Genomic DNA, 23,640 nt, shown 5'->3' on the forward strand with positions numbered 1-23,640 from the left:
GTTATCGCCGCCGCTTGTACCGGATACACCGAAATCCATGACGCGGCGCTCCCTCTCCCGCCGGGACGAATCTGCCGGGAGCAGATTTCACACGGCACCTCCCTATGCCGCCTCCTTTGGGCGCTACGGGTGCAAATCGGCTTTCCTGCCGATTCGTGCATTTACCCGAAGGGTGCCGGGCAGGATAGCCCGGCATGATTGGGCGAGGCGAGGGCCATCAAAACCGGCCCGCCCAGCAAAGCCCGGGCACAGGAACATGACGGCGCCCGGGAACGTCGCCGACTTCTTGCACATCAGCGTGCCGCGGCAACGCCTGGAGCTGATCGAAGCGGGGAAGGTGGTGGCCCACTACCGCGTATCCACCGCGAAAAACGGCGTCGGCGAAAAGCGCGGCTCGGAATGCACGCCGCGCGGCTGGCACCGGGTCCGTGCCAAGATCGGCGCCGGTCTGCCGGCAGGGGCCGTGCTGGTCGGACGCCGGCCTACCGGCGAAATCTACACGCCTCTACTCGCCGCCCGCCATCCCGGCCGTGACTGGATCTTGAGCCGCATCCTCTGGCTGGGTGGTCTTCAGCCCGGCTTCAACCGCTATGGCGAAGTCGATACTGCCTGGCGATACATCTACATCCACGGCAGCCCGGATGACGGCGTCGATGGCACGCCCCAGTCCCATGGCTGCATCCGCCTCACTTCCGCCGACGTCATCGATCTGTTCGACCGGGTTCCCGTGGGTGCGCTGGTTTATGTCGATGCAGGAGCGTAGGGGACACCGCACGCGAGCCGCCGGATCCGCCGAGGATCACTGCGGCGGCCAGGGCTGCTGGTTGTTGGTCACCCCCCAGGGACCGGTGCAGACGCTGCCCATGTTCTGAAGGGGCGGCGCGCAGCAGGCCGGCGTGACGGCGTCGGTGTAGGGCTGATTCTCATTGACCGTTATCAGGCACTCGTTGGTCCCGGTTTTCCGGGCCGTCACCGTGGAAATCTCATAGGTCTCGATGCCTTTTCCGTAGACGGGCGGGGTCTGCGACAGGACGCACTGGTCGGAAATCATGAACTGGGCGCCCGAATTGTCCGGATTCTGTGGCGGTCCTTTCTGGACCGGCAGGTTTTCCGAGGTCCAGTACCAGTTGTTCACCTGCAGGCCGAGGCCGGGATAGGCGGAATAATCGCCCTGGAAGGTGACCGAGCCGCCTCCGGGCTGGACGACCTGCTGTCGTCCGCCGGAGGTGAATATGGTCACGGTGTTGCCGTTGGGGCAGGGAGAGCTCTTGCTCAGGTTGTTCTGGACCGTGATCTTGTTCGGAGTGGCGCCGGTCTGGCCCAGTGCCGGCAGTTTACTGGTGCCCGGACAGAGCGTCACGAGGTAGCCGGTGCCGGCCGGGCAGGCGACCTGCTTATTGTCTACGGGATACTGGTACGCGTCCGGACACGAGACATCCGTGCAGGTGAGACCCGGCCCGCCTTGCGGAAACGTGCAGCCGGCGCCGGCGCTCATGGTCACGCCGATTGGAACGTTGAAAAAGATGTTCGCGGTCGCGGTCACGCAATCGTCGGGATTGGCGCCGGAAGCGCTGCACAAGGTGGGAGGAGAGGTAGGACCCGAGCCGAAATTCGTGCTGAGATCGACGAAATCCTGATTGTTATTGGTGCCCCCGTTCGGGGTGATCTCGAAAGTCGTACCGAAGGTCTTGTCGTAATTCATTTGCGAACCGCAGCATGGGGTCGCGGACGTGGTGGTGCACTGTCCCGCCGCCGCATTCGTGGGCTGGCAATAGGCCGCATAAACCAGGTTGTCGTTGCCGGGAGTGTTGTCCATCCACATGTAGCCCATGCGCTGCCCCGCGGCCTGTATGTCCGTCCAGTTGCCGCATTGCACCTGGGCGCATTGGGCATCGGTGGTGATCGGCGCGAACATGAAGGTGTTGGGCGTGTTCTGGCCCAGGCCCCCGCCGGCGGCGGTCGGATAAGAGATGCTGTCATACGGCTGCAGCGTCGTGCCGTTGATCGTGCTGCTGGTGGGCGACATGATCTTCATGGGCTGGGTACAGCTGTTGTAGAGGATGAGTTGGCCCGGCACCGGCTCGGGCGGGGTTCCCGCAACCATGCCGCGCACTTCGGCCACCGTCTGCCAGACCTCTTGCTCCAACGGCGACTGTGCGCCAGATTCGGTGTCGCCGACCGCGGGGCAGCCTTCGGCCGATAGCTTCAGGGCCGCCCGGTAGCTTTTTTTGTAGGCGTCGTCGCAGGCTTTACGGATGCGCTCGTTCCTGGCCGGATCCTGACCTCTGGCCAAGGCTGCCTCGGCGTTCATCAGGCAATGCAGGTATTCGCCGACAAGCCGGTAGAGTTTCACCTGACATTGCGTTTGCCGCGAGTGTGCCGGTGTCTGGGCCACCGGAAGGAGCAGCAGCAGGCCGTAGGTGACGGGGCGGAGGCTGGCACGGCACAGGTTCGGGATGCGTTTCATGGTCGATCTCTCCCAGGGGCGTTATGCGTTCTTCGGAATCCAATCATCCGCTCATCTGTCCCAATCCGGGGAGGACCGTGGCATTGCCGACGCGGCAGTTGATCGCCGTGGCACTGAAGACGGGGGACGGTTGTCATTGTGATCTCGTCGGGCGGAAGAGTCTATCTCCGCGCCGAAAAAACGGTCGCCGAGTCTGACCTTCACCGTCCCCGCCGCGGCTGAACGGCTGCGGCCGCTCGGGTATGCTTTGGACTTTTTGGCAGGAGATGGCGGATGGCCGGGCGGCACATATTCAAGGAACTCTACGTCCAGGTGATCCTGGCGGTCATCGTCGGCGTGGCGCTGGGCGTGGCTTGGCCGGAGCTGGGGGTGAAGCTGAAGCCTTTGGGCGACGGCTTCGTCAAGCTCATCAAGATGATGATCGCGCCGATCGTGTTTCTGACGGTGACGCTGGGGATCGGCAAGGTCGGCGATCTGCGCAAGATCGGCAGTGTCGGGCTGAAGGCGTTGATCTACTTCGAGGCGCTGACGACCGTGGCGCTGCTGATCGGTCTGGTCGTGGTCAACCTCCTGCAACCGGGGGCCGGTATCCACGCCGATCCCAAGACCCTGGATGCCGCGGCGATCGGCCAATACACGGGTGGCGCCAAGGCGCTGAGCGGCGTGGACTTCGTGCTGAACATCATTCCCTCCAGCGCAGTCGATGCCTTCGCCAAGGGCGACATCCTGCAAGTGCTGCTGGTCTCGGTCCTGTTCGGCGTCGCCATGAGCAGGCAGGGCGAGCGCGGCAAGCCGGTGCTGGATGTTCTGGAACGGGTGTCGGAAGCCTCGTTCGCCACCATCGGCCTCATCATGCGGGCGGCCCCGGTGGGCGCATTCGGGGCGATGGCGTTCACGATCGGCAAATACGGACCGGACACCCTGCTGTCGCTGGGCAAGCTGATGGGCGGAGTCTATCTGACCTGCGCTTCCTTCGTGGTCCTGGTGCTGGGGGCCGTGGCGAGAGTTTCCGGTTTCAGCCTGTGGCGGCTGCTGAAGCTCATCAAGGAAGAGCTGTGGCTGGTGCTGGGCACTTCCTCATCGGAAGCCGCCTTGCCTCGCCTCATGGAAAAACTGGAAGGCGCTGGCTGCCCGCGTTCGATCGTCGGGCTGGTGGTGCCGACCGGCTATTCCTTCAACCTGGACGGGACGGCGATCTACTTGACGATGGCGGCGGTGTTCGTAGCCCAGGCGACGGATACGCCGCTGACCCTCGGGCACCAACTCACCCTGCTGGCGGTGCTGCTGCTGACCTCCAAGGGCGCGGCGGCCGTGACCGGGGCCGGCTTCATCACCCTGGCGGCCACGCTGTCCTCGCTGGACGTGGTGCCGGTAACGGGGCTGGCGCTGCTGCTCGGGGTGGACCGGTTCATGTCGGAGGCGCGGGCGCTCACCAACCTGATCGGCAACGCCGTCGCCACGCTGGCCGTCACCCGCTGGGAGCGGGCGGCCGAAGACACCGGGAACGGTGTCTGGACGCCGCGATCAGTGCTTGCCCCGGGTGCCGCGCCAGATCGCGACGAGTAGCCAGGTCGCCATGGCGCTGGCGCCGACGTAACCCAGCAGTCCGAACGCCGGCAGTCCCCACAGCGTGGGGCCGCCTTGCACCGTCATCACGATGGCCGAAGCGATGATGAGCGCCGAGGCCACCAAGCCGAGGCTGAGCCAGCCCAACGCCCGCTCCACCTGCCAGCCCAGATGGTCGAGCCGGGCCAGGTCGATGTTGAGCTTGAGCGCGCCTTTCTGCACGGCGCGCGACACCCGCCGCAGCTCGGTCGGCAGGCCGGCGACCATGTCCAGGGCATGCAGGGTGTTGCGCCAGGCATTGCGGGCGATCTTCTCGGGGTCGTAGCGCTCCTTCAAGCTTTTCTCGATGAAAGGAGCGGCCTGGGCGAAGATGTCGAAGTCCGGATCGTTCTGTTTGCCGATGCCGTCCAGGGTGATGAGCGCCCGAAACAAAAGGGTCAAGTCCGGCGGCAGCGCCAGCCGGTGCTGTCGCATGAGCTGGGTCAGGTCGGTCAGCATCTGGGTCAGGCTGAGCTGCCTCAAGGTGGCGCCGTGATAGTCGTCGATCAGGTTGTCCATGTCGGCAACCAGGAGGTCGGGATCGACGTTGACCGTGGCCGCCCAGTCCAGCAGGACATCCGCCGCCGTCTGCGCATCGCGTCCCACGATGGCCGACAGCAGATCGACCAGTTGGTGGCGGCGCAGCTCCGGCAGCCGGCCCACCATGCCGAAATCCAGGAAGGCGATGCGGTTGTTCGGCAGATAGAGCAGGTTGCCGTGGTGCGGATCGGCGTGGAAGAAACCGTCCAGCAGGATCATCTTGAGCATGGCATCGGCCCCCACTCGGGCCAGGGTACGCTGGTCGAGATCCGCCGCACGGACGGCATCCAAATCCATGGCATCGATGCCTTCGATGTAGTCCATGACGCAGACCCGCTCCCGCACGTACTGCCAGTGGACCCGAGGAATGACGATCCGGGGATCGGTGCGGAAGTTCGCCGCCAGCCGGTCGGTGTTTCGGCATTCGTTGATGAAGTTCAGCTCACGGTGGATCGAAAGCCCGAACTGGTGCACGATTTCGGAAGGGCGCAGGTAATCGAGCTCGGGGAACTCGAACTCGATCAGTTTGGCCAGCTTCGCCATCAGGCGCAGGTCCGCGTCGATGGTCTTGGTGATGCCGGGACGGCGGATCTTGACCACCACCTCTTCGCCGGTCAGCAGCCTTGCCCGATGGACCTGGGCGATCGATGCGGCGGCGATCGGGCGGACGTCGAATTCTGCGAACACCTTGTCGACGGGCGCTCCCAGGTCTCTTTCCAGTTGCCACCGCAGGGATTCGAAGGGGAGGGGCGGCACCCGTCGCTGGAGGTGACTCAGTTCCTCGATCCATTCCGGCGGCAGCAGATCGACGCGGGTCGAGAGAATCTGGCCGAGCTTGATGAAGCTCGGTCCCATTTCCTCCAGCGCGCGGCGCATCCGGGCCGGCAGCGAGAGCTGCGCCTGCTCCTCGGCGTACTTCCAGGACAGCGATTTTCCGGCCTTTTCCAGCACCCGGTGAATACCGAGCCGGTGGACGGCCTCGCCGAATCCGAACCGGACCAGGACCGAGGCGATCTCGTGCAGGCGGACGAAATCGCGGAGCGTGTTGAATGTTTCGACGAGCATGGGGCGATGCCAGGGGGACAAACTGGCGCAGTGTAGCTCAAGCGGCCACGGTCAGGTTTTCGAACTGGGCGAACCACTGCCCGGTGCCGAGCGGTGAGGTCGGGTCGTAGTACAGGGACTGCATCTTCAGATGGCCATGCGGGCCGAGTTCCGGGCCGGGCACCAGGGTGCGGAAGCCTTCGCCGCCGAGCAGCTGGTGGGTGATGGTTTGGAACAGCCGGCACAGGCGGCCGTTGCGGACCATGGTGTCGAGCATGCGGGGGCCGGCAATCAGGTAGAGGGAGCGGTAGCCCAGGGCGTCGAGTTGGTCGACCAGGGTGTCGCCTTCGGCCATGGCGCCGTCGCCGGCGAACAGGATTTCATGGCCTTCGCGTTCCCAATGGCGGACCCGCTCGGGATCGGCATGGCGGCCGGTGGCGATCAGGCAGCGCTGGCCGTGTTCGTGGATCGAGGGGGGCATGGGGAAATCGAGGCTGGCGCTGGCGACGACGATGTCCGGCTGTGGTTTGAGACCCTGCGTCTTGCGCCAGACTGAGAGGTCGCGCGAGCGTTCATCCAGTCCGATCTGCAGGATGTTGCCCAACCGTCGTTCCTGCAGCGAGCGCAGATAGCCGCCGTGGGTGATGAGGCAGTCGGCCTGGGCTTCCAGTTCGAGGAACAACCGGAAATCGTCCGGCGTGGTCAGCGACTTCGGGAGAAAGGTCTGACCGCTGGCATCCTCCAGGGCGATGCGTCCGTCCAGGCTGGTGAGGAAATTGGCGTAAACGAACGGCTTGCCGGCAGTGCCCAGGCGGTGCAGGTTCAGATTCAGGTAGAGGCCGTGCAGCGAGACCTCCTCGAACGGCGGCGGGAACAGCCGGTAAACGGATTTGCCGGGGTTCATTCGGATTCCAGGGCTTCGGTGCGGACCGGTTCCGGATAATGCAGGGCGAGCCAGATCGCCTCCGGTCGGCTCGACGTCCATTCCACCCGGTGCCGGCAACGCGGCGGGATGCGCAGCCAGTCGCCGGGAACGAGACGGCGGGGAGCGGCTTCCTGCTCGAACCGGAGCAAGGCTTCGCCTTGCAACAGTATCACCCATTCCGCCTGCGGCTGGTCGTACCATCTGCCTTCCGGAGTCGTGTGCCCGCGGGAAACGATCCGCTCCAGCCGGAAGCCGTCGGTCTGTTCGAGGGTGTCGAACAACTCTTCTGGCAGCTCGGCGGGTATGGCAGAGTACAGATTGTCGGATTTCGGCATGCCGGCGTACTCGGGGGAAGTCGGGGCGCCATTATCGCCCTTCGATGCTTTATAGTGGAGACTTTTTGGTTTCCGCCGCCGCTTCCATGTCCGCCGCCGCTTCCAGTCCCCTGAAAACGCTGCAGACCGTCTTCGGCTACGAGCGTTTCCGCGGCCTGCAGGCCGAGGTCATCGAACAGGTGCTGAACGGCGGCGATGCCTTGGTGCTGATGCCCACGGGGGGCGGCAAGTCGCTGTGCTACCAGGTTCCGGCCCTGCTGCGGCCGGGCACCGGCGTGGTGGTCTCGCCCCTGATCGCGTTGATGGAAGACCAGGTCGGCGCCTTGCTGCAATTGGGTGTGAAGGCCGCGTTCCTCAATTCGAGCCTGGATTTCCAGGCTCAACGGGAGGTCGAGAGCCGCTTCCTGGCGGGCGGACTGGATCTCCTGTACGTGGCCCCGGAGCGGTTGCTGACCGAGCGTTTCCTGAACCTCCTCGACCGGGTGCGCATCGCCTTGTTCGCCATCGACGAAGCCCATTGTGTGTCGCAATGGGGCCACGATTTCCGTGCCGATTACTGGCAGTTGTCGCTGCTGCACCAGCGTTTCCCCACGGTGCCGCGTATCGCGCTGACCGCGACTGCCGACGAACGCACGCGCGGGGAGATCATCGAACGGCTGGGACTGGACGAGGCGCGGGTATTCTGCAGTGGCTTCGACCGGTCCAACATCCGCTACGCTATCGGGCTCAAGTCGAACCCGCGCCAGCAGTTGCTGGAGTTCATCCGGCGTGATCACGAGGGCGACGCCGGCATCGTCTACTGCCTGTCGCGCAAGAAGGTCGAGGAAACCGCCGGCTGGCTGTGCAGCAAGGGCCTCAAGGCCTTGCCCTACCACGCGGGCCTCTCGGCCGAAATCCGCCAGCACAACCAGCGCCGCTTCCTGCTCGAGGAAGGGCTGATCGTGGTGGCGACCGTCGCGTTCGGCATGGGCATCGACAAGCCCAACGTGCGTTTCGTGGCGCACCTGGATTTGCCGAAGAGCCTGGAGGCGTATTACCAGGAAACCGGGCGCGCCGGCCGCGACGGGCTGCCCGCCGATGCCTGGATGGTGTACGGGCTGCAGGACGTCATCACCCTGCGCAGCATGGTCGAATCCTCCGACGCCGATGAACTGCACAAACGGGTGGAGCGCCACAAGCTCGACGCCATGCTGGGCTTCTGCGAGCTGACCTCCTGCCGCCGCCAGACCCTGCTGCAATATTTCGGCGACACCCTGGAGCGGCCCTGCGGCAACTGCGACAACTGCCTCAACCCGGTGCAGACCTGGGATGCCACCGAGGCCGCGCGCAAGGCCTTGTCCTGCGTCTACCGCAGCGGCCAGCGCTTCGGCGCCCATTACGTCATCGACCTGCTGCTCGGCAAGACCAGCGAACGAGTCCGCGGGCTCGGCCACGACCGGCTCAGCACCTTCGGCATCGGCCGCGAACTGGACGACAAGCAGTGGCTCTCGGTGTTCCGCCAACTGGTCACCCGGGGCTTCCTCGTGGTCGACTGGGAGGCCCACGGCGCCCTGCGGCTGAGCCCTGCCAGCCGCCCTCTGCTCAAGGGCGAACAGACTCTGTTCCTGCGCAAGGACGAAGAAACCGGGAAGACGGCCGCGTCCGCCCGCGACACACGGCGCAGCGCGATCCGCTTTTCCGATCCCCGAGACGAAAACCTGTTCCAGGCCCTGCGCGGCCTGCGCCGGCAACTGGCCGACGAACAGAGCGTCCCGCCCTACGTCATCCTGCACGACGCGGTGCTGATGGAAATGGTCCAGTGCCGCCCGGAAACCCACCTCCAGTTGGCGCGGATTCCCGGCATCGGCGAGCGCAAGCTCGAACTGTACGGCGACGCGTTCCTGGAACTGATCCGCGAGCATGCCGGCCAGCGCGGTGGTGGGGCCGGTGCGGAACGGTCCACGGCGGAGGAAAGCCTGGCGCTGTTCCGGCTTGGCCTGGGCGTCGAGCAGATCGCCGCGCGGCGTGAACTCAAGCCGTCCACCGTCTATACCCATCTGGCCCAGGCCGTAGCCCGGGGCGCCTTGGATGCGCTGGAGGTGACCGGGCTGTCGGCCGATGAGGCGGCGCGGATCGGAAGCGTATGGAGGAGCCTGCCCCAGGACCGGCCGGGCGTCATCAAACCCCTGTTCGAGGCGCTGGAAGGGCGCTACGACTATGGCATCCTGCGTTGCCTGCTGGTTTCCTGGGGCGCATTGTCAAACTGAATCGCGGCGGAGCCGCTCCTACACCGAGGAAGGAGGAACAATGGAAGAACTGCAAGCCGTCGTGGCCAAACTCGGGCTGAACGACATCGAACGGCATATCTTTCTGTGCGCCGGCGCGACCAAGCCCAAGTGCTGCGGCAGGGAGGAAAGCCTGGCGTCCTGGGACTATCTCAAGCGCCGTCTCGAGGAACTCGGCCTGACCAGGCGCGGCGTGTTCCGGACCAAGGCGGACTGCCTCCGCGTCTGCGTTCGGGGCCCCATCGCCGTGGTCTATCCGGAAGGCGTGTGGTACCGCGACTGCACCCCCGGAGTGCTGGAGCGGATCATCCAGGAGCATCTGATCGGCGGCACGCCGGTCGCGGAATACGTGATCGCCTCCCGCGCCGGCATGCCGACGGACTGATCACGGCGGCAGGCGTCGGCGCGGCCTGCCGTAAAGCGCCCGCAGTTCGTCCTTTGCCGCTTCCAGGCAGGCCCGCCGCGATTCGGAAAGCTGGCTGCCGGCGCGGTTGATGTAGAAGTTCAGCATCGACATCGCCGACCGGAACGGCCCGGCCTTGCGGCGCCCGCTGGATTCGGCGGAGCGCTGCAGCGACAGCGCGATCCGGCGCGGATCGTCCCAGGTGAACACGCCCGGCTCCAGGTCCAGGGCATTGCTGGTCTCGGTGACGCGCTGGGACCAGCGCTTGCGGTCATCCGGCGCCATAGGCTACACCTCGCCCACGGATTCCTGGTTCAGGAGGAACGAATTCAGGGCTTCAAGGAGATGCATTTCGCGGCCCGACGGTCTCCCGGCCCGCCAGCGCGGCGCTGATCGTCCGCGTCACCACGTCCACCAGCACCTGGGTCTGGTGCTCCACTTCGATGTTCACCCGGTCGCCGACGCGATAACGGCGGAAGCAGGTATTGCGGAGGGTTTCCGGAATCAGGTTGATCCGGAACCGGCCGCGCTCGGAATCGGCTTCCGCCACCGTGAGGCTGGCGCCATCCACCGCCAGGAAGCCCCGCAGGAAAATGTAGCGCGTCCACTCCGGGTCCACCTGGAATTCGATGTGGTGGCTGCCGGGGCCTTCCAGCTCGACCGAGGTGAGCACGCCGGTGGTGGAGACATGGCCCGAGACGTGATGCCCGCCGACCTCGTCGCCCAGCCGGGCGGACCGCTCCAGGTTGACCTCGTCGCCGACCCGGCGGTCACCGAGATTGGTCAGAGCCAGGGTGCCGGCGACGACATCGAAGTCGATCTCGTTGCCGGCGATCCGCACCACGGTGAGGCAGACCCCGTCGACTGCAACGCTGGCGCCGGTTTCCAGGCCGCCGAGCAGGTCGTCCGGAAACCGGATGCGAAAGCGGGTGCCGGTGTCTTGCGGATCGGCGGCGACGATCAGGCCGCGGCCTCGGATGATTCCGGTAAACATGGGGGAGGGTACCTCCGTTCCGATTGAAATGTTCTACATTGCCCGGTTCCGTCGGTCATCATGCCTTCAGCCGGTCCAGCAGCGCCTCGACGAACCGGACCCGCTCCGCCGGGGTGGGGAGCTTGGCGATGAACCGCAGTTTGTCCGGGCCGTCCAGCTTGTAGGTGGCGGCCTCCTTCTGGATCAGCAGGATGATCGCGGCCGGGTCGATGGCCGGGTGGGCTTCGAATATCAACCGTCCGCCGGTTGCCCCGGCTTCGATCTTGGCGATGCCCAGCTTGGCGGCCTCGTTCTTCAGCGCGCTGACCGCGAACAGCTGCTTGGTCGCCTCCGGCAGCAGGCCGAAGCGGTCGATCATCTCGATCTGCAGCTCGCGCAGCTCGTCGTCGCTGCGGGCGTTGGCGATGCGCTTGTACAGCACCAGGCGGGTGTGCACGTCGGGGAGATATTCCTCCGGGATCAGCGCCGCGCATTGCAGGTCGACTTCGGTACCGGCGAGATGATCGGTTTCCAGTTCTGGCTGTTTGCCGGATTTCAGCGCGTCGACGGCCTTTTCCAGCAGTTCGGTATATAAGGTGAAGCCGATTTCCTGGATCTGGCCGCTCTGCTCCTCGCCGAGCAGCTCGCCGGCACCGCGGATCTCCAGATCCTGAGAGGACAGCAGGAAACCGGCGCCGAGTTCGCCTGCCGCCTCGATGGCCTCCAGGCGCTTCACGGCGTCGGCGGTCATGGCCTTCTTCGGCGGTACCAGCAGATAGGCGTAGGCGCGGTGATGCGAGCGTCCGACCCGTCCCCGCAGCTGGTGGAGCTGGGCGAGACCGAAGGTGTCCGCGCGGTCGATCAGTATCGTGTTGGCACTGGGCACGTCGATGCCACTTTCCACGATGGTGGTGCAGAGCAGCACGTTGAAGCGCTGATGGTAGAAGTCCAGCATGATGTTTTCCAGTTCCCGCTCCGGCATCTGGCCGTGGGCGATGCGGGTGCGGATACCGGGCACCAGTTTTTCCAGCCGCTCTGCCAGTCTGGGCTGAGTCTCGATCTTGTTGTGCACGAAATAGACCTGGCCGCCGCGCTTGATCTCGCGCGTGATGGCTTCCTGCACCAGCGTGTCGTCCCATTCGGTGACGAACGTGCGGATGACGTGCCGGTGGGGCGGCGGAGTGGCGATGACGGAAATCTCGCGCAGGCCGCTCAGGGCCATGTCCAGGGTGCGGGGGATGGGGGTGGCGGTCAGCGCCAGGAAATCCACTTCGCTGCGCAGCTTCTTGAAATGCTCCTTGTGCGCGACCCCGAAGCGGTGCTCCTCGTCGATGATGACCAGTCCCAAGTCCTTGAAGCGGATGTCCTTCTGCAGTAGCCGGTGGGTGCCTATGACGATGTCCACCTTACCGTCGCCGATGTCCGCGATGGTCTGGGCTTGGTCTTTCTTGGAGACGAAGCGCGACAGCACGTCGATCCGCATCGGCCAGTCGGCGAAGCGGTCACAGAAGTTCTTGTAGTGCTGCTGGGCCAGCAGGGTGGTCGGTACCAGCACTGCGACCTGGCGGCCGTTCTGGGCGGCGATGAAGGCGGCCCGCATCGCGACTTCCGTTTTGCCGAAGCCGACGTCGCCGCAGACCACCCGGTCCATCGGACGGGGGGCGGCGAGGTCGCGGATGACGTCCTGGATCGCGGTTTCCTGGTCGGGTGTTTCCTCGAACGGGAACTGAGCGGCGAAGCTCAGGTATTCTTCGGTCAGAGTGGCGAAACTCCGCCCGCTCGCCGCGGCTCGCCTGGCATGAATGTCCAGCAGTTCGGCGGCGACGTCGCGGACCTGTTCCAGTGCCTTGCGGCGCGCCTTGGCCCATTGTTCGCTGCCCAGGCGGTGCAGCGGCGCGTGTTCCGGGTCGGCGCCGGCGTAGCGGCTGACCATGCCGAGGGCCGAAACGGGAACGTAGAGCTTGTCGTCGTTGGCGTAGCGGATCGTCAGGAATTCCGACTCCACGCCGCCGGTATCGATCCGCTGCAGGCCGAGATAGCGGCCAACGCCGTGTTCGCGGTGCACCACCGGCGCGCCGATCTCCAGTTCTTCCAGGCTCCGTAGGAATTGGCCGAAATCCTTGGATGGCGTGCGTTGCCGGCGCCTGCGTTGCTGGGCCTTGTCGCCCGAGAGCTGGGCTTCGGTCACGATCGCCAGGGGAGGATCGGAAATGACCAGGCCATGGTCGAGGGCGGCGACCATCAGGCACAGCGGGTCCGGCACCGCAAGGAAGTCCGCCCAGCTCTCCACGATCCGTGGACGGATCCGGTACTTGGTGAGGTTCGCCGCCAGGGTCTCGCGGTGGCCCGCGGATTCCGCGACCAGCAGGATTTTTCCGGCAAACTCCCCGATGAAGCATTGCAGCGGTTCGTAGGGAGGCTGGGTCTTGGTTTCCGGATGCAGTGCCGGCGGCGGCGCGCAGTCGAATTTCACCGCGGTGGCGGGGGCGGCGTCCGCAGCCGGGATCATGACGCGGCTGAAGGATGCGAGGCTGGATGTCAGCGTATCGGGTTCCAGAAACAGGCGGGCCGGTGGCAGGGGCGGACGGTCCAGGTTGTGGCGGCGCTGGTCATGACGGCTGGCGGCCTCGGCGTAGTAAGCGGCGGCAGCCTGTTCGACATCGCCGTGCAATATCAGGGTCGCATCGCCCGGTAGGTAATCGAACAACGTATCCATCCGTTCCACGAACAGGGGTATGTAGTATTCGATCCCCCCGACGGCGATTCCCTTGCTGACATCCTGATAGAGGACGCTGCGACTCACCGCATCCGGGAATTCGACCCGGAAATTCTGCCGGAACTTTTTAATGGCAGCCTCGTCGAACGGAAATTCGCGGGCAGGGAAAAGCTCGATGTCTTCCACTTTTTCGATCGAGCGCTGGCTTTCCGGATCGAAGGTACGGATCGTTTCCACCTCGTCGTCGAACAGCTCGATGCGATAAGGTGCCTCGCTCCCCATGGGATAAAGGTCGAGTATCGAGCCCCGGATCGCGAATTCGCCATGCTGGTATACCTGCGGGACGCACTGGTAGCCTACGCTTTCGAGCGTCTGCCTGGTCTGGTCGATATTCACAGCGCTGCCGGTGCGAATGGAAAACGTATTGGCCAGGGTGTGGGTCCGCGGAGCTACCCGATGCATCAGTGTGGATACAGGGGTGATGAGCAGGCCATGTTGGATGCGGGACAGCTCGTAAAAGGTCCGCAGCCGCTGCGACGTGATTTCAGGCAGCGGGGAAAACACGTCGTAGGGGAGGATTTCCCAGTCCGGGAATGGGAGGAGCGCCGCATCCCCACCGAGAAATGTCTTCACCTCCTGTTCGATGCGTAAAGCGCTCTGGGCATCGGCGGTGACGACGACGAACAAGCCGGGTGAGGCACCGATCGCCGAGGCGATCGCGAGGGAATCGCTGCAACCGTGCAGCCCGCTCCAGCACAGGGCCTGGCGGCGGGTGGTAGGCAAAGGGGGGGTCAAAGGCGTAGCCAAAGAGGAAGACGGAGCGAGTGGTTTCATGCTGTCGGGATACCGGACGTTCGACGATATGTCCGTGGGAAGGGGCGTATTTTAGGGGGCGATGTCCAAAGACGTACGATTTCGGGAAATGGAAGTGAATGCGCCGCGGTATTAAATGGGATGGCATGGCCAGGCCAGGATTGTTTCTGGCTAGATGAAGCCGATGGTCCGGTCCCGTCGGTCTGGTACGCATCAAAGGGCACGGCTTGGAAAAAGAAGGGTTCGCAGCCGGCAATTTGCACTTCCCGATACAGATAGGCGGAAGACATATTGTATCGTGTTACCGGGTTTATGTATTATATCAAGGGTCACAACAATATAGCTTAAGACTTGCTCAGAGAGGTGTTGTCAATGTCACATGATTTTTCGGGTTATACGGCGCAGGAATTACAGTCGCTCATCGATGCAGCGACCAAGGCGCTCAAGGAAAAACTGGAATCGGAGCGGCGCGAATATCTTCGCCAGATGAATGAACTGGCTTCCAAGGCGGGTGTCCGGTTCCAGATCATCGAGGATCTTTCCAAGGGAGGAGGTGCGCCGAGTACCCGTCGTGGCGCCAAGGTGCCTGCGAAATACCAGAACCCGCATAATCCCGCAGAAAAATGGAGCGGCCGGGGCGTGAAACCGCGTTGGCTGCAGGCTTTCCTCGCGCAGGGTCGCGACATCAAGGAATTCGAGATCAAGACCTGATTCCGGTGAGGGAAACCGGGGACGAGCTTCGCGCTCGTCCTTTTTCTTGGAGGGGTGCTTCCAAGAAAGAGTCAATCGAGATAGCGCCGTAATAATCCATCGTAACCGTCGATGCGGCGGTCTCGCAGGAAAGGCCAGATGCGCCGGACGTCTTCGGAACGCTTGCGGTCGACGGTCACCATCAGCAATTCCGTGTCCGCCGGGCCGGCGCGGCAGAGGAATTCGCCCTGGGGGCCGGCAGCGAAACTGTTTCCCCAGAACAGAATGCCCGGCGTCTGGCCGCTCGGGTCGGGTTCGCTGCCGATGCGGTTGCAGGCCGCTACCGTCAGCCCATTGGCGACCGCATGCCCGCGCTGCACCGTGATCCAGGCCTCGAGCTGACGCGACCGTTCGACCTCGTCGTCGGCCGGGTTCCAGCCGATCGCCGTGGGGTACAGCAGGAGATCGGCGCCCGCCAGCGCCATCAGGCGCGCGGCCTCCGGATACCATTGGTCCCAGCAGACCAGCACACCCAAGCGTCCGACCGAGGTATCGATGGGGCGGAATCCGAGGTCACCCGGGGTGAAGTAGAACTTCTCGTAATAGCCCGGATCGTCCGGGATGTGCATCTTCCGGTACTTTCCGGCCAGGCTGCCGTCACTGTCCAGCACCACCGCCGTGTTGTGATAGAGGCCGGGGGCCCGCCGTTCGAACAGCGATGCGACCACCACGATACCCAGCTCCCGCGCCACGGACCCAAGTTCAGCGGTAGTGGGGCCGGGGATGGTTTCCGCGCCGTCGAAACAGCTGCAGTCCTCGGTCTGGCAGAAATACGGGCCGAGGTGCAGTTCCGGGAGCATCACCAGGTCGGCGCCTTTGGCCTTGGATCTGCGGATCCCTTCGACGGATGCGGCCAGGTTCTGTTCCCGGCTGCCGTTACAGGCCTGCTGTACCAGGGCCAGCTCGATGGTGGATTTCATGGATAGGAGACTCCGACGGCTTCGGGAAACTGCATGCTCATGCAGTGCAGGCTGCCGTATTGGCGGATCAGCGGCGTGCAATGGATGGGGACGATTTCGCGGTCGGGGAAACACGGCGCCAAGCGCTCGATGGCGACCGAGTCCGCTGGATCGGCATAGACCGGGACTAGAACCGCGTCGTTGACGATCAGGAAGTTGGCGTAGGTGGCAGGCAGGCGCTGACCTTGCTCGTTGCGGATGGGCTTGGGGATCGGCAGCGGCACCAGGGTGTAAGGCCGACCATCGCGCTGTTTCAGATCCTGCAGCTGCCCCTCCATCGCCTTCAGCGGCGCATGGTGCGGATCGGATGTGTCGTCGCAGGCGGTATAGGCGATGGTGTGCTCCGAGCAGAACCTCGCCAGGGTGTCGACATGGGCATCGGTGTCGTCGCCTTCGGCTTGGCCGTGATCGAGCCAGAGTATGCGATCGGCCCCCAGCGTCCTTGCGAGGCAGTCCTCGATCTCCGCGCGGCTGTAGCCGGGATTGCGGTTGGGATTGAGCAGACAGCGGCTGGTCGTCAGCACGGTGCCGAGGCCGTCGGTTTCGACGCTGCCGCCTTCGAGCACGAAATCGACCTGCACTCGCGGCGTCCGGCCGAAGATGCCCGTCGCAACGAGGCGGGCCGCCAGAGCGGCATCGTCGCTGCACTCGTATTTCCCTCCCCAGCCGTTGAAGCGGAAATCCAGCAGTTCCGGCCGGCCCTCGTGCAGCCGGCTCAGCGGCGCGGTGTCGCGGACCCAGATGTCGTCGTATGGAATCCGGATGAAAACGATGCGGTTTTTGTCGGCTCCGGTATTCGCCAGGATGTCACCGATACGCCGTTCGTGGGCCGCGTCGAGGCAGGCGATCAGGAGGGTCTCGCGTTGGCTCAACGCCGTGGCGATGGCCGCGTAGGTCTGTTCGACCTGGTCTAGCCAGGGGGCGAAATCGCCGTGGCCCGGTGGCCAGGCGATCAGCACTGCGGATTGTTTCTCCCATTCGGGAATGAATCGTATCGGGCTCACTTGATTCGGCAACGTATGTATCGGCGGCCCGTGCCGCCGGATTGAGGTAAAAGTCATCGGAACGAAGAGACCGCGGTCCGACGGCACGCGGCACGGAGTCGGCGCCGTCCGGGGTTCCCGCCTTAATTATAAGAGAACACGCCGGTTTCGCTTTCCTGGGTCGAGTCGTTCATGTGGACATTCCTGGTGGTCACGGAGGAGGGAACAACCGGTTGGGGCGATGTGGGGTGCCAATTCTAAGGCAAAATATCGGCCAGGGGACCGGTTTCAATGCGCCAAAGCCAGCATTTCTCGTGCGTGGGCCAGGGTCTGCTCGGTGATGCGCAGGCCGCCGAGCATGCGGGCGATTTCGCCGGTGCGTTCGTCCATGCTCAGCGGGCGTACCGTGGATTGGGTGACGCCGTCCTGCGCATGTTTCTCCACCAGGAGATGCTGATGGCCCAGGGCCGCGATCTGGGGCAGGTGGGTCACGCACAGCACTTGGCGGTTGACACCGAGTGAGCGCAACTTGGTTCCCACCATCTCGGCCACGCCGCCGCCGATGCCGGTGTCTACCTCGTCGTAGATCAGGGTAGGCGTGGTCTTTTGCGCGATCGACGCCACTTCGATCGCCAGGCTGATGCGGGAGAGTTCGCCTCCGGAAGCGACCCGCGACAGTGGCCGCGGCGGCAGACCCGGATTGGCGCTGACCAGGAATTCGATCCTGTCGCGACCGTGGGGGGTGGGCGCCGATTCGGTATCCGTCTCGAAGGCGACGGCGAAGCGCCCGTGCGGCATGCCGAGTTCATGGATGAGCCGAGAGATGTCCGTCTCCAGCCCCTCGGCTGCTGCCCGCCGCTTTTCCGAGAGGCTGCGGGCGACGGCATCGTAGGCGGACAGCAGTTCGCTTCGTTCGGCGAGCAGGTGCTCAAGCCGCTCTTCGCCGGTCGCAAGGCTCCGCAATTCGGTCCGGAGCGTTTCGAGGTGGGCGGGCAGTTCTTCCGGGCGCACCTGGTGCTTGCGTCCGAGCTGGTGGACTTCCGCCAGCCGTTGTTCCAGCGCCGCCAATCTAGCCGGATCGGGATCGAGTGCGTCCAGGTGATGGCGCAACGCCATCGCCGCTTCTTTGACCTGTATGCGGGCGCTTTCCAGCAGCTCCAGTATCTCGGCGAAGTCCTTCGACAGCTGAGCGAGTTCGCCGACCGCATGTGTGGACTGGGCCAGCAGACCGTTCACCGAATACTGTTCATCCTCGTAAAGCAGCTTGAGCTGCGCGTAACCGATTTCGGAAACCCGCCCGAGATTGGCCAGCAGCTCGTGCTCGTCCGACAGTGCACCGTAATCCAGGCCCGCGATCCCGAGTTGTTCCAGTTCGTTCACCTGGTACTGGAGCAATTCCTGGCGCGCGTTGCGACTGCTGGCGTCCTGTTGCAGGCGGTCGATCCGCTCGGAAACCTCTTTCCAGCGCTCGAAAATCCGCTTCAGCTCCGAGGCCAGTTCGCGGCTGCCCGCGTGCCGGTCCAGCAAGGCCCGCTGTTCGCCAGCCTGCAGCAGGTTCAGATGAGCGTGCTGACCGTGGATTTCCACCAGATGCCTTCCCAGCGCCTGGAGGTTCGGGAGGGTCGCGGGACGGCCATTGATGAAAGCGCGCGAGCGCCCATCCGTACCGATGGTCCGGCGAATCACGCAGGTATCTTCATCGGGTTCGGCCAGCTCGTTGTCGATGAGCCAGTCCCGGGCAGAAGGGGCATCGCCCAGATCGAAGCAGAGGCTGACTTCGCCCCGCTCCGCGCCCGGCCGTACCAGACCGGAGTCGGCCCGGTCGCCCAGTGCCAGTCCCAGAGCGGTGAGCAGGATGGACTTGCCGGCACCGGTCTCGCCTGTGAGCACGGTGAAGCCGGGGCGGAGGTCCAGATCGAGGGCGGATACCACCGCGAGGTCCCGTATGCTCAGGCTGGTCAGCATGGCTCAGCGGTTGCTCCAGTTGAGCTTGTGCCTCAGGATCTGGAAGAAATCGTAGTCCGTCGGGTGAAGGATACGGAAAGGCCGTTCCGCCTTGCGAATTTCGATGCGGTCCTCGATCCCGACGTCCGGGAAGGGGACGTTGTCGCAGCTTACCTGGGCGCGGAATTCCTTGTTCGGCCGGAAAGCGATCGTGACCAGGCTGTCGCCGGAAATGACGATGGGACGGTTGGACAGGGTGTGGGGGTTGATCGGCGCCAGTACCGTGGCATTGAGCGTGGGATAGAGGATCGGGCCTCCGGCCGACAGCGCATAGGCAGTTGAACCGGTGGGCGTGGAGACGATCAGCCCGTCGGAGCGCTGGGAATTCAGAAACACGCCATCGATGGCGGTTTCCAGTTCGATCATGCTGGTCGCGCTGCCACTGTGGACGACGACTTCGTTGATTGCGCTGCCTTGCGCGATGGTCTGCCCGTTCCGGATCAACCGGGCCGTCAGAGGGTAACGCTCCTCGGCGCGGCAGGCCCCGCTCAATATCGCATTGAGCTTGTCGACGGCCTCGTTGGGCGAGATGTCCACCAGGAATCCCAGCCGCCCCAGATTGATCCCCACGAGGGGAACGCCATGGGCGTAAAGGCTGCGGGCGGCTCCCAGCAAGGTGCCGTCCCCGCCGACGACGACGGCGATATCTGCCTGCCGTGCCAGTTCGGGCATCGTGCCGGTCCGGGCAGAACGCGGAAAAAGCCCCGCGCACCCGTGCTCCACCAGAATTTCGAGACCGGAAGTCAGCAGATAGGAGTGAATGGCGGCGAGCGTATCCGCTATCCGGGGAGCGTCCGGTTTTCCGATGAGCGCGATGGTGCGAAATTGCGATGGCATCCGCCAGAACTCGAGTGAGGAGGGGTTGAGAATTCGATGCCTTCAGGATCTTGATCAGGATTGGCAAGGCTCGGGGGCGACCGCCGGTCGAAGGGGGCGGATACCGCATTTTTGCCAAATGGTAGGACCTTCTTGACACTTTATCTAGGGGTTGTTAGCTTTTTGGCACTCCAATGGGCCGAGTGCTATTCCTAAAATTAAATCCTTTACGGAATTTCCGTGGCGAGTTTCCCAGAACTGAGCGAACGCGCGCAGCAACTCCTGAAGGCGCTGGTGGAGCGTTACATCGGCGAGGGTCAGCCTGTGGGTTCGCGCGTTCTCGCCCGGGATGCCGGCTTGAGTCCGGCAACGATACGCAACGTCATGGCCGATCTCGAGGAACTCGGCCTGATCACCTCGCCGCATACCTCGGCGGGGCGTCTGCCCACCGTGAGCGGCTATCGCCTGTTCGTCGATTCCCTGCTGACCGTGAAACCTCTGCATCAGGCCATCGTCGACCAGTTGTGGCTGGATCTGGAAAGCCGGGAAAACCCGCGCGATCTGCTGGAAACGGCTTCCAAGCTGCTGTCCGAGCTGACCCACATGGCTTGCATCATTTCCATGCCGAGGCGGGAAACCCTGGTGTTCCAGCACATCGAATTTCTCCCCCTCTCGGACAACCGGGTGCTGGCCATCCTGGTCACGAGTGACCAGGAAATCCACAACAAGATCATCCACACGCCCCACAAATTCAGTGCCGCGGAGTTGCAGACGGCGGCCAACTTCTTCAACGCCGTCTGCGGCGGCAAGGACATGGTTTCGGCCCGGGAGCATCTGCGCGCCGAGTTGGCGAAGGAACGCGACCGTTTGAGTGAACAGCTGTTGCAGGCGGGCGAGATCGCCGAACAGGCTCTGGCCGAGGGCGGGCGTTCCAGGAAGCCGTTCCTGGTGCGCGGGGAAACCAACCTCATGGATTTCGTCGAGCTGGCCGACGTCGACCGGCTGCGCGGTCTGTTCGAGGCGTTCCGGCAGAAAGAAAGCATCGTCGGCCTGCTCGATCGCTGCCTCGAGTCGCCCGGGGTGAAGATCATCATCGGAGAGGAGAGTGGTTTCCGGCCGCTGGAGCCCTGCAGCCTGGTGACGGCTTCCTATTCGGTCGACAACCGGGTGATGGGAGTACTCGGCGTGATCGGACCGACCCGGATGAAGTATGAACGGGTGATTCCGCTAGTGGACGTCACCGCGAAACTGGTGGGAGCGGCCTTGAATCAGCGGACGCTGGCCCCAACTTAGCATTGCCGGAGTCGTGACGGCAAAAGGACATCCGCCGCCCGCTCCCGCCGAGGGGCCGGGCGGTTTCATTTTTCCCGATCCAAACTCTATTAAACCCTGTAATCGGACTATGAGCGAAGAAGAATTGACCAACGGCCCCGGCCCGGAGCCTCAGCCGGAACCGCTGGAGGTGGAGAGCGCACCCCTCGAAGCTGCGCCAGCCGCTGAGCCGGACAAGGCCCTGCTCGAGGCGCAGCAGCAGGCCAGCGAAAACTGGGACCGGTTCGTTCGGGCCCAGGCGGAAATGGAAAACCTGCGCCGCCGGCTGGAGAAAGACATCCAGAACGCCCACAAGTACGCGCTGGAAAAATTCGCCAAGGAGCTACTGCCGGTCATGGACAGCCTGGAGCTGGGCATCGCAGCTTCCACCGGCGATGCGCCCGACGTCGCCAAGCTCCGGGAAGGGGCGGAGCTGACCTTGAAGCAGTTCAAGAGCGTGTTTGAGAAATTCGGCATCGCGGTCGTCGATCCGCTCGGCGAGAAGTTCAATCCGGAGCAGCACCAGGCCATGGCCATGGAGCCGGCCGGGGAAGCCGAGCCAAATACGGTCGTCAAGGTCTTTCAGAAAGGCTATCTCCTGAACGACCGGCTGCTTCGGCCGGCGCTCGTCGTCGTGGCCCAGGCTTGAAATCCCCGAGATCGGCCTCACATAGCCTATAGGCTTTCAGAACAATCACTTATAAATCGGAGAAACCCATGGCAAAGATTATCGGGATCGACCTGGGCACCACCAACTCGTGTGTGGCCATCCTCGAGGGCGGCAAGCCCCGCGTGATCGAGAATTCCGAAGGTGCACGCACCACCCCCTCGATCGTCGCTTTCACTGCGGACAACGAGGTGTTGGTGGGGCAGTCCGCCAAGCGGCAGGCCATCACCAATCCGAAGAACACCTTGTTTGCGATAAAGCGGCTGATCGGTCGTCGCTACAAGGATGACGTCGTCCAGAAAGACATCAAGATGGTGCCTTATACGATCGTCGAAGCGGAGAACGGCGACGCCTGGGTGGAGGTCGGCGGAAAGAAGATGGCGCCACCGGAGATTTCGGCGCGCGTGCTGATGAAGCTCAAGAAGGACGCAGAAGCCTATCTGGGTGAAGAAGTCAAGGAAGCGGTCATCACCGTGCCGGCGTATTTCAACGACTCTCAGCGCCAGGCCACCAAGGACGCCGGCCGTATCGCCGGTCTGGATGTCAAGCGCATCATCAATGAGCCGACCGCGGCAGCGCTGGCCTATGGTATGGACAAGAGCCGCGGCGACCAGAAGATCGCGGTCTACGACCTAGGTGGCGGCACTTTCGACATCTCCATCATCGAGATCGCCGAAGTCGACGGCGAGCATCAGTTCGAAGTGCTGTCGACCAATGGCGATACCTTCCTGGGCGGCGAAGACTTCGATCTGCGCATCATCGAATACATCGTAGACGAGTTCCGTAAGGAACAGGGCATCGATCTGCACAACGATCCGCTGGCGCTGCAACGCCTGAAGGAGTCTGCCGAAAAGGCCAAGATCGAGCTGTCGTCCAGCCAGCAGACCGAGATCAACCTGCCCTACATCACGGCGGATGCGACCGGGCCCAAACACCTCAACGTCAAGCTCACCCGGGCCAAGCTGGAGGCGCTGGTGGAGGATCTGATCCTGCGCACCCGCGGTCCTTGTGAAACCGCGCTGAAGGATGCCGGTTTGAAGTCGGCCGACATCGATGAAGTCATCCTGGTCGGCGGTCAGACCCGGATGCCCAAAGTGCAGGAGTTCGTCAAGGAAATCTTCGGCAGGGAGCCGCGTAAGGACGTCAATCCGGATGAGGCCGTGGCGGTCGGCGCCGCCATTCAGGCCGGCGTGCTCGGTGGCCAGGTGAAGGATGTGCTGTTGCTGGATGTGACCCCCTTGTCCCTGGGTATCGAGACCCTGGGCGGCGTCATGACCAAATTGATCGAAAAGAACACCACGATCCCGACCAAGGCCACACAGGTGTTTTCCACCGCCGAGGACAACCAGACGGCCGTGACCATCCATGTGTTGCAGGGTGAGCGTGAAATGGCCCGTGACAACAAGTCGCTGGGGCGTTTCGACCTGAGCGACATCCCGATGGCACCGCGCGGCGTGCCGCAGATCGAGGTGACTTTCGACATCGATGCCAACGGCATCCTGAACGTCTCGGCCAAGGACAAGGCGACAGGCAAACAGCAGTCCATCGTCATCCGCGCCTCCAGCGGCCTGTCCGAGGACGAGATCAAGCGGATGGTGAAGGATGCCGAACTGCACGCGGAAGAAGACCGCCGCATGCACGAGCTGGTCAGCGCGCGCAATCACGCCGATGCCGTGGTCCACGCCACCAACAAGACACTCGCCGAACTGGGCGACAAGGTCTCCGGCGAGGAGCGGGCGAAAATCGAAGCGGCCCTGAACGACCTGAAGGATGCCATGGGCGGTGACAACAAGGATCTGATCGAGCAGCGGACCAGCGCGTTGACCGAACTCTCCGGCAAGCTTGCCGAACGGCTCTATACCCAGCAGGGCGGCACGGCAGGCAGTGAAACGCACAGCCACGAAAAGGCTGGCGGGTCGGGCGGCGATGACGTCGTCGACGCCGAGTTTGAGGAAGTCCGCGACGACAAGCGTTGAACCGCGGCGGACCGTGCAGCATCCCCCCGTGGGGCGCGGTTCATCCTGATCCCTCTTGATCGGGCCGCCGGCGTCGAGCCGGCGGTTGT

The 23,640-nt window shown here is 63.9% G+C and carries 19 protein-coding genes; 8 read left to right on the forward strand and 11 right to left on the reverse strand.

From position 1 onward, the window contains the following. Window positions 1-256: 256 nt before the first annotated feature. Complete coding sequence (locus H156_RS0111080) at window positions 257-763, forward strand: L,D-transpeptidase (protein WP_017365456.1); 507 nt, start codon at window positions 257-259, stop codon at window positions 761-763. A 36-nt stretch (window positions 764-799) separates the two neighbouring features. Here the strand turns inward: H156_RS0111080 and H156_RS0111085 are convergent, their stop codons facing one another. Beyond that, window positions 800-2,467 carry a glycoside hydrolase 64/thaumatin family protein gene (locus tag H156_RS0111085; protein ID WP_017365457.1) on the reverse strand — a complete coding sequence of 556 codons (1,668 nt, stop codon included), beginning with the start codon at window positions 2,465-2,467 and terminating at the stop codon, window positions 800-802. Between the two features lie 273 nt (window positions 2,468-2,740). Here H156_RS0111085 and H156_RS0111090 point away from each other — a divergent pair, with 273 nt between their 5' ends. Continuing rightward, window positions 2,741-4,033, forward strand: coding sequence for a dicarboxylate/amino acid:cation symporter (locus H156_RS0111090; RefSeq protein WP_017365458.1), 1,293 nt, complete (start codon window positions 2,741-2,743; stop codon window positions 4,031-4,033). Here H156_RS0111090 and H156_RS0111095 read toward each other — a convergent pair. The 3 genes from H156_RS0111095 to H156_RS0111105 are packed head-to-tail and all read right to left on the reverse strand — an operon-like array spanning window position 3,992 to window position 6,916. Continuing rightward, complete coding sequence (locus tag H156_RS0111095) at window positions 3,992-5,677, reverse strand: ABC1 kinase family protein (RefSeq protein ID WP_026045962.1); 1,686 nt, start codon at window positions 5,675-5,677, stop codon at window positions 3,992-3,994. The genes H156_RS0111090 and H156_RS0111095 overlap by 42 nt on opposite strands. Before the next feature lie 37 nt (window positions 5,678-5,714). After that, window positions 5,715-6,560, reverse strand: coding sequence for a RibD family protein (locus H156_RS0111100; protein ID WP_017365460.1), 846 nt, complete (start codon window positions 6,558-6,560; stop codon window positions 5,715-5,717). Then, a complete protein-coding gene (locus H156_RS0111105) occupies window positions 6,557-6,916 on the reverse strand; it encodes a cupin domain-containing protein (protein WP_010961121.1) in 360 nt (119 codons plus the stop codon). The genes H156_RS0111100 and H156_RS0111105 overlap by 4 nt, the downstream gene beginning before the upstream one ends. A gap of 86 nt (window positions 6,917-7,002) precedes the next feature. Here H156_RS0111105 and recQ point away from each other — a divergent pair, with 86 nt between their 5' ends. Next, window positions 7,003-9,162 (forward strand): DNA helicase RecQ, encoded by a 2,160-nt coding sequence (gene recQ, locus H156_RS0111110; protein WP_017365461.1) that lies wholly within the window; start codon window positions 7,003-7,005, stop codon window positions 9,160-9,162. Window positions 9,163-9,202: 40 nt separating this feature from the next. Next, window positions 9,203-9,565 (forward strand): (2Fe-2S) ferredoxin domain-containing protein, encoded by a 363-nt coding sequence (locus tag H156_RS0111115; RefSeq protein ID WP_017365462.1) that lies wholly within the window; start codon window positions 9,203-9,205, stop codon window positions 9,563-9,565. Here the strand turns inward: H156_RS0111115 and H156_RS0111120 are convergent, their stop codons facing one another. The 3 genes from H156_RS0111120 to mfd are packed head-to-tail and all read right to left on the reverse strand — an operon-like array spanning window position 9,566 to window position 14,106. Next, a complete protein-coding gene (locus H156_RS0111120) occupies window positions 9,566-9,868 on the reverse strand; it encodes a DUF3175 domain-containing protein (RefSeq protein ID WP_017365463.1) in 303 nt (100 codons plus the stop codon). Window positions 9,869-9,920: 52 nt separating this feature from the next. Then, complete coding sequence (locus H156_RS0111125) at window positions 9,921-10,577, reverse strand: riboflavin synthase (RefSeq protein ID WP_017365464.1); 657 nt, start codon at window positions 10,575-10,577, stop codon at window positions 9,921-9,923. Between the two features lie 58 nt (window positions 10,578-10,635). Then, on the reverse strand, window positions 10,636-14,106 hold the full coding sequence (gene mfd, locus H156_RS0111130) for a transcription-repair coupling factor (RefSeq protein WP_238536865.1): 3,471 nt from the start codon (window positions 14,104-14,106) through the stop codon (window positions 10,636-10,638). Between the two features lie 330 nt (window positions 14,107-14,436). Here mfd and H156_RS0111135 point away from each other — a divergent pair, with 330 nt between their 5' ends. Beyond that, window positions 14,437-14,796, forward strand: coding sequence for an H-NS histone family protein (locus tag H156_RS0111135; RefSeq protein WP_228370160.1), 360 nt, complete (start codon window positions 14,437-14,439; stop codon window positions 14,794-14,796). 71 nt (window positions 14,797-14,867) lie between these two features. Here the strand turns inward: H156_RS0111135 and H156_RS0111140 are convergent, their stop codons facing one another. From H156_RS0111140 to H156_RS0111155, 4 genes are all read right to left on the reverse strand, one after another. Continuing rightward, complete coding sequence (locus H156_RS0111140; RefSeq protein ID WP_017365466.1) at window positions 14,868-15,755, reverse strand: carbon-nitrogen hydrolase; 888 nt, start codon at window positions 15,753-15,755, stop codon at window positions 14,868-14,870. After that, window positions 15,752-16,855 (reverse strand): agmatine deiminase family protein, encoded by a 1,104-nt coding sequence (locus H156_RS0111145; RefSeq protein ID WP_081504045.1) that lies wholly within the window; start codon window positions 16,853-16,855, stop codon window positions 15,752-15,754. Before H156_RS0111145 ends, H156_RS0111140 begins: the two co-directional genes overlap by 4 nt. A gap of 210 nt (window positions 16,856-17,065) precedes the next feature. Beyond that, window positions 17,066-18,742, reverse strand: a complete 1,677-nt coding sequence (gene recN / locus H156_RS0111150) for a DNA repair protein RecN (RefSeq protein WP_017365468.1) — start codon at window positions 18,740-18,742, stop codon at window positions 17,066-17,068. 3 nt (window positions 18,743-18,745) lie between these two features. Beyond that, the gene (locus tag H156_RS0111155; RefSeq protein ID WP_017365469.1) at window positions 18,746-19,618 is read right to left on the reverse strand and encodes an NAD(+) kinase; all 873 of its coding nucleotides are present in this window, start codon (window positions 19,616-19,618) and stop codon (window positions 18,746-18,748) included. A gap of 219 nt (window positions 19,619-19,837) precedes the next feature. On the opposite strand from H156_RS0111155, the gene hrcA reads away from it, so the two are divergent. From hrcA to dnaK, 3 genes are all read left to right on the forward strand, one after another. Next, entirely contained in the window at window positions 19,838-20,890 is a 1,053-nt protein-coding gene (hrcA, locus tag H156_RS0111160) for a heat-inducible transcriptional repressor HrcA (RefSeq protein ID WP_010961110.1), read from the forward strand. A 109-nt stretch (window positions 20,891-20,999) separates the two neighbouring features. Next, complete coding sequence (gene grpE / locus H156_RS0111165; protein WP_017365470.1) at window positions 21,000-21,557, forward strand: nucleotide exchange factor GrpE; 558 nt, start codon at window positions 21,000-21,002, stop codon at window positions 21,555-21,557. Window positions 21,558-21,625: 68 nt separating this feature from the next. Beyond that, entirely contained in the window at window positions 21,626-23,551 is a 1,926-nt protein-coding gene (gene dnaK, locus H156_RS0111170; protein WP_010961108.1) for a molecular chaperone DnaK, read from the forward strand. Window positions 23,552-23,640: the final 89 nt, after the last annotated feature.

It is taken from the genome of Methylococcus capsulatus str. Texas = ATCC 19069, from assembly GCF_000424685.1.
GTDB lineage: Bacteria > Pseudomonadota > Gammaproteobacteria > Methylococcales > Methylococcaceae > Methylococcus > Methylococcus capsulatus.

What these genes read in the sequence shown, in the direction of transcription:
- mfd (WP_238536865.1), bottom strand. Translation starts at nt 14,106, where the DNA reads ATGAAACCACTCGCTCCGTCTTCCTCTTTGGCTACGCCTTTGACCCCC.
- H156_RS0111095 (WP_026045962.1), bottom strand. Translation starts at nt 5,677, where the DNA reads ATGCTCGTCGAAACATTCAACACGCTCCGCGATTTCGTCCGCCTGCAC.
- grpE (WP_017365470.1), top strand. Translation starts at nt 21,000, where the DNA reads ATGAGCGAAGAAGAATTGACCAACGGCCCCGGCCCGGAGCCTCAGCCG.
- H156_RS0111155 (WP_017365469.1), bottom strand. Translation starts at nt 19,618, where the DNA reads ATGCCATCGCAATTTCGCACCATCGCGCTCATCGGAAAACCGGACGCT.
- H156_RS0111140 (WP_017365466.1), bottom strand. Translation starts at nt 15,755, where the DNA reads ATGAAATCCACCATCGAGCTGGCCCTGGTACAGCAGGCCTGTAACGGC.
- H156_RS0111115 (WP_017365462.1), top strand. Translation starts at nt 9,203, where the DNA reads ATGGAAGAACTGCAAGCCGTCGTGGCCAAACTCGGGCTGAACGACATC.
- H156_RS0111145 (WP_081504045.1), bottom strand. Translation starts at nt 16,855, where the DNA reads ATGACTTTTACCTCAATCCGGCGGCACGGGCCGCCGATACATACGTTG.
- dnaK (WP_010961108.1), top strand. Translation starts at nt 21,626, where the DNA reads ATGGCAAAGATTATCGGGATCGACCTGGGCACCACCAACTCGTGTGTG.
- H156_RS0111105 (WP_010961121.1), bottom strand. Translation starts at nt 6,916, where the DNA reads ATGCCGAAATCCGACAATCTGTACTCTGCCATACCCGCCGAGCTGCCA.
- H156_RS0111100 (WP_017365460.1), bottom strand. Translation starts at nt 6,560, where the DNA reads ATGAACCCCGGCAAATCCGTTTACCGGCTGTTCCCGCCGCCGTTCGAG.
- recN (WP_017365468.1), bottom strand. Translation starts at nt 18,742, where the DNA reads ATGCTGACCAGCCTGAGCATACGGGACCTCGCGGTGGTATCCGCCCTC.
- H156_RS0111080 (WP_017365456.1), top strand. Translation starts at nt 257, where the DNA reads ATGACGGCGCCCGGGAACGTCGCCGACTTCTTGCACATCAGCGTGCCG.
- H156_RS0111085 (WP_017365457.1), bottom strand. Translation starts at nt 2,467, where the DNA reads ATGAAACGCATCCCGAACCTGTGCCGTGCCAGCCTCCGCCCCGTCACC.
- H156_RS0111120 (WP_017365463.1), bottom strand. Translation starts at nt 9,868, where the DNA reads ATGGCGCCGGATGACCGCAAGCGCTGGTCCCAGCGCGTCACCGAGACC.
- recQ (WP_017365461.1), top strand. Translation starts at nt 7,003, where the DNA reads ATGTCCGCCGCCGCTTCCAGTCCCCTGAAAACGCTGCAGACCGTCTTC.
- H156_RS0111125 (WP_017365464.1), bottom strand. Translation starts at nt 10,577, where the DNA reads ATGTTTACCGGAATCATCCGAGGCCGCGGCCTGATCGTCGCCGCCGAT.
- H156_RS0111090 (WP_017365458.1), top strand. Translation starts at nt 2,741, where the DNA reads ATGGCCGGGCGGCACATATTCAAGGAACTCTACGTCCAGGTGATCCTG.